Origin of the sequence: Bacillus suaedaesalsae, assembly GCF_016890225.1 — a bacterium.
GTDB lineage: Bacteria > Bacillota > Bacilli > Bacillales > SA4 > Bacillus_BS > Bacillus_BS suaedaesalsae.
The window spans coordinates 1-5,160 of sequence record NZ_JAFELM010000046.1 but is presented as its reverse complement, the minus strand read 5'-3'; the positions used below and the strand labels follow the sequence as shown (position 1 = coordinate 5,160).

Annotated in this window: 6 protein-coding genes; all 6 read left to right on the top strand. The window is 37.9% G+C overall.

The genetic code is table 11. The features are described 5' to 3' along the window. On the top strand, positions 1 to 975 hold a 975-nt coding region (locus tag JR050_RS20135; protein ID WP_239454513.1), incomplete at its 5' end, for a pre-toxin TG domain-containing protein. A 14-nt stretch (positions 976 to 989) separates the two neighbouring features. Continuing rightward, positions 990 to 1,601 carry a DUF4304 domain-containing protein gene (locus JR050_RS20130; protein ID WP_204205459.1) on the top strand — a complete coding sequence of 204 codons (612 nt, stop codon included), beginning with the start codon at positions 990 to 992 and terminating at the stop codon, positions 1,599 to 1,601. 126 nt (positions 1,602 to 1,727) lie between these two features. Beyond that, positions 1,728 to 1,895, top strand: coding sequence for a hypothetical protein (locus JR050_RS20920; protein WP_488153832.1), 168 nt, complete (start codon positions 1,728 to 1,730; stop codon positions 1,893 to 1,895). A gap of 428 nt (positions 1,896 to 2,323) precedes the next feature. Further along, positions 2,324 to 3,742, top strand: coding sequence for a GH-E family nuclease (locus tag JR050_RS20125; protein WP_204205458.1), 1,419 nt, complete (start codon positions 2,324 to 2,326; stop codon positions 3,740 to 3,742). A 29-nt stretch (positions 3,743 to 3,771) separates the two neighbouring features. Next, a complete protein-coding gene (locus tag JR050_RS20120; protein ID WP_204205457.1) occupies positions 3,772 to 4,347 on the top strand; it encodes a suppressor of fused domain protein in 576 nt (191 codons plus the stop codon). Positions 4,348 to 4,528: 181 nt separating this feature from the next. Continuing rightward, positions 4,529 to 5,160, top strand: a 632-nt coding sequence (locus tag JR050_RS20735) for an RHS repeat domain-containing protein (RefSeq protein ID WP_346726791.1), incomplete at its 3' end; no start/stop codon positions are given.

The window sequence follows — 5,160 nt, the reverse complement described above, 5'->3', positions numbered from 1 at the left end:
AATCCGACAACCTTTACTGACCCAAGTGGACATTGTATCATGGAAGATCCTGACTCAAGAGATTGTTATTTCCCACCACCAGGTGGAGATGATGACGATGACAGTGGATCAGGTTCTGGAGGAAGTTCAGGTGGATCAGGTTCAGGATCTGGAGGTAGTTCAGGAGGTTCTGGTGGATATGAACCACCACCGCCGCCACCACCACCGACATTTGAAGAAATCTTAGCAATGCGTACCGGAAATTACAATAAACTGGCTGGATATATGTCCAACCATTTTGGTGGATATTATTCTAGTAAATCTCTAAGTAAGAACTATATCTTTGGTAGTAGTGGATCCTCTTATGGATTTGATGTAAAATCTAGCTTTGGATTCGGTAAATTCAAGTTTAAAAAGGCAAAGATGCCATCCACGAACTTCATGAAACAAGCAGGATCCATAGGCTTAGATATGATTCCTGTCGTTGGAAACATCAAGAGTGGACTTGAAGCAATCATGGGTAGAGACCTTGTCACAGGTCAAAAACTATCTACAGCTGACCGAATTATTGCAGCAGCAGGTATCTTTACAGGTGGAGCAGGAAAAGTTGCACTTAAAGGGGCTAAGGCTGGGTTAGGTTTTGCGCAAGGGGCGAAACTTGCTAAGGGTACTAATAATCCAATAGTAAAGAGTAGAGCAAAAATTGGACAAGAAGCTCATAGGCAATTGGAAGCGGAAGGAATTGACAAATGGATACCAGAGCAAACAATCACTTTACCAAATGGAAAAGTTGTCCGAAAAGATGGTGTGAGTAGAACAAATCCTAATTTAGTAAGAATTATAAAACCAGATACTCCTTCAGGGATAAGGTCTGCAAACAAAAGAGCAAAATTGATGAGGGATTTTGGTTATGAAACTCAAATAGATTTATATAATCCGTTAGACGCAAGGTTTCAACCTGGAAGCCCAACATATATCGGTCCAAGGTTGAAATAGAAGGGAATGTTGGTATGAAAGAATTATTGCAAAAAATTAGTCCAGAATTGAAAACTTTTGGCTATAAGAAAAAGGGCAGTAATTTTTGGAAAATCGAAAATGGTTTCTATAAAATAATTAATTTTCAAAAAGGGTTACATGGTGGACAATATTATTTTATTAATGTTGGTATTCACCCTAATGGTATGCCTCAACTTATCTCTAATCAATTATTAGTATTAGAACAACCCAAAGAAAATGAGTGCATAATAAGACAAAGAGTAGAACAAATAATAGAAAGTAAAGAAATGAATGCTTTTAAGGAGGGGTTAGTTTCATTAGATGATGAAAGAACTACGGAGAACTTTATTAAAATTATCCCAGAAATAGAAAAGTGGAGTTTACAATATGGGACATATGAAGAGCTAATTGGTATAAGTGAAAAAGAAATTTATGATTTACTAAATGCTTCTCCTATATTAAAAAAGAAAGCATTCGTTTTTTTACAATTGTTTTGTGAAATAAAATTAAACAATAAAGAAGGAGCGAATGAAGCATTCGATAAATATAAAAAAGAAAATGTAAATGGTCTGAATTTTGATGAACTAGATAACTATTTAGGATCATTAATTGAGAAAATTAATTAATATGTCTAAGATTGATTAAATTAAAACTTTATGTAGCCTTTAAGGTAGAAACAATCTCCTTAAAGGCTTTTTTTATTAAAAACTCTTTACTTGTGATGGGAAGAGTTATGGAAAGAAAGCGATTGTATTATATTTATATCAGATCCTAATAAGAGATTTCATCTAGTTATTTCCAATGATGATTTTGGAAGTACAGTAAGGTTTTATGCATTAAGGGATGAAGAAATTCCCTGGATAGATATTCATAATTTAGAGAGTTATAAAGAAGAAGGAATATTATTAAAAGAAACTTAATTCAGCCATTTAGGAAGTAAGATAAATTTAGGTTGCACATTTAAAAAAATTAATTTATGACCTTGAGGAGATTACTTCAAGGTCTTCTTTTATTGGGATGAGGAAAAACGTATGTTTTTTTAAAAAAATAGTGGAAATTCTGGTGATACTAATAGAAACCTTTATCCAACATCAAATACGATTACACCACAGACAACCGTCTAAAAGGTGTCTATTACCCAGATGGTTCACAGGTTGAGTTTAAATATGATGCACTAGGCCGAAAAGTAAGCAGAGAACAAGCCTACTACGATGTAAACCTACCTGGAAAGGGCAAAGGAAAAGGTCCTGAAAATGCATTAGAAAATGGAAACGGTGAAAAGAACGGACTGAAGAAAAAGTTCGGAGAAGCATTATACACTGAAACCACCCAATACATGTACGATGGTATGAACGTATTCAAGGAATACGGTGAAAACGGACAACCTTTAGCTCAGTACTACATGGGTAACGACCAAGTCATCGCTCGTAAGATGTTTGGCAACCATGGCCGTAAACAAGAAGGCTATGAAGGAAACATCCGTACACGTGGTGGATTACTGTACTACCACCAAGATGCACAAGGCAACATCATGGATGTATCCGACCGAATCGGAGAGCAAATCACGAAGTACCGTTATGATGCATTTGGAAACCTATTTACTCATATGGCAGCACCATATAACGCCGTTGGTTTCACTGGTAAGTCCTATGACGCAAAAGCAAGCTTGATAGACTTCAGCGCAAGATGGTATAGTCCGAATGAAGGGCGCTTTACGACGGAGGATACGATTGGTGGTTGGAGTGATATACCGGCGAGCTTGAATGGTTATAGCTATGCGCATAACAATCCGACAACGTTTACGGATCCAAGTGGACACTGTATCATGGAAGATCATGACTCAAGAGATTGTTATTTCCCACCACCAGGTGGAGATGATGACGATGACAGTGGCTCAGGTTCTGGAGGAAGTTCGGGTGGATCTGGCTCAGGATCTGGAGGGAGTTCAGGAGGTTCCGGTGGATATGAACCACCACCACCACCGCCGCCACCACCACCGACATTTGAAGAAATTTTAGCTATGCGTACCGGCAATTACAATAAACTGGCTGGTTATATGTCCAACCATTTTGGTGGATATTATTCTAGTAAATCGCTAAGTAAGAACCATATCTTTGGTAGTAGTGGGTCCTCTTATGGATTTGATGTAAAATCTAGCTTTGGATTTGGTAAATTCAAGTTTAAGAAGGCAAAGATGCCATCCACGAACTTCATGAAACAAGCAGGATCAATTGGCTTAGATATGATTCCTGTAGTCGGAAACATCAAGAGTGGACTTGAAGCAATCATGGGTAGAGACCTTGTCACAGGTCAAAAACTATCTAAAGCTGACCGAATTATTGCAGCCGCAGGTATCTTTACAGGTGGAGCAGGGAAAGTTGCACTTAAAGGAGCTAAGGCTGGGTTAGGTATTGCGCAAGGGGCAAAACTTGCTAAAGGTACGGATAAGATTGATAAGACATATAGCCGTCCGTCTGGTTATAGAAAAGGCGTTAGGGATGAAGCTTGGGAAAAAGCTAAAGGTGCAGACGGTGAAGTGAGAGACCCAGGAAATGGAAAGATAATGAATAAAGAAGAACCATGGGATATGGGCCATAAACCAGGATACGAATTTAGAAAGCATCAAAAAAGTGCACAAGAAAGAGGCATTTCAAGAAAACAGTTTCTAGATGAACACAATAATCCAGACCACTATCGACCTGAGTTACCTTCTACTAATAGAAGTCATAAAGGTGAAGACTTGACTGACAATTATTTTGGAGATTAAGATTGTAATGAGGTATTAGGAGGGGTATTATGAGTATTTCAAGTGAAAATAAAATAATTGCAAAGTCAGCTTTACAAGCTTTTGGGGGTAAACCGCAAGTTTCAAAATACTGGGATGAAAGTAATGTAAGTAATATTGATATGCTTTCAACCGCTGATAGACCTTATGAAGGTATTACATCATACTCAACAATTGGACTCTCCGACCATTCAATTGAATATACTGTTGATGGAACTCCTTTACGAATAGAAATTGTTGGAGCTAGTGCATCAGAGTATAAGCATTTTCCTAATGTGTTGGCAACCTGTGCTTTTTGTATTATAAATTCAAACTTTTTAGTGTCTCATGGTAAAGTTTTTCGAGATATAATAAAGATGTATTATCCTAATAGCGAAATGAAACATGTTCTATTTGTATCACCATTTTTGTGGGAAGATTTAAAGACGCTTGTTTTTCCAAACAAGAAAGTAGCTTGGTTACTCACTGTTCCAATTTCTGAGAATGAGTATATATTTGCCCAAGAAAAAGGAACAGATTCATTAGAGGAATTATTTGAAGAGAATGAGATAGATATATTTGATTTAGAACGAAAATCTATATTGTGACTTTCTGTAATTAACCTTGATTGGCTAAATGCCTTTCAAGGTTTCTTTTAATTGAAGGACTACATTCTACTACGATGCAAACGGAAACCTTGTTCAAAAAGAAACAAAAGAAGGTTTCGTTAAATACGATTACACCACTGACAACCGTCTAAAAGGTGTCTACTACCCAGACGGATCGCAAGTGGAATTCAAGTACGATGCATTAGGCCGAAAAGTAAGCCGTGAACAATCTTACTATGATGTAAACCTACCTGGAAAAGGAAAAGGCCCTGAACATGCATTAGAAAATGGGAACGGTGAAAAGAACGGACTGAAGAAAAAGTTCGGAGAAGCATTATACACTGAAACCACCCAATATATGTACGATGGCATGAACGTATTCAAGGAATACGGTGAAAACGGACAACCATTAGCCCAGTACTACATGGGTAATGATCAAGTCATCGCCCGTAAGATGTTTGGCTACCATGGCCGTAAACAAGAAGGCTATGAAGGCAACATCCGTACACGTGGTGGATTACTGTACTACCACCAAGATGCGCAAGGAAACATTATGGATGTATCCGACCGAATTGGTGAACAAATCACGAAATACCGTTATGATGCATTTGGAAACCTATTTACGCATATGGCAGCACCATACAACGCAGTTGGTTTCACTGGAAAGTCCTACGACGCAAAAGCTAGCTTGATAGACTTCAGTGCAAGATGGTATAGTCCGAATGAAGGGCGTTTTATCACTGAGGATACGTTTGGTGGTTGGAGTGATATTCCAGCAAGCTTGAATGGTTATAGCTACGCGCATAACAATCC

Coding starts and splice junctions, on each gene's coding strand:
- JR050_RS20125 (WP_204205458.1), top strand. CDS start 2,324: ATGAACGTATTCAAGGAATACGGTGAAAACGGACAACCTTTAGCTCAG.
- JR050_RS20120 (WP_204205457.1), top strand. CDS start 3,772: ATGAGTATTTCAAGTGAAAATAAAATAATTGCAAAGTCAGCTTTACAA.
- JR050_RS20130 (WP_204205459.1), top strand. CDS start 990: ATGAAAGAATTATTGCAAAAAATTAGTCCAGAATTGAAAACTTTTGGC.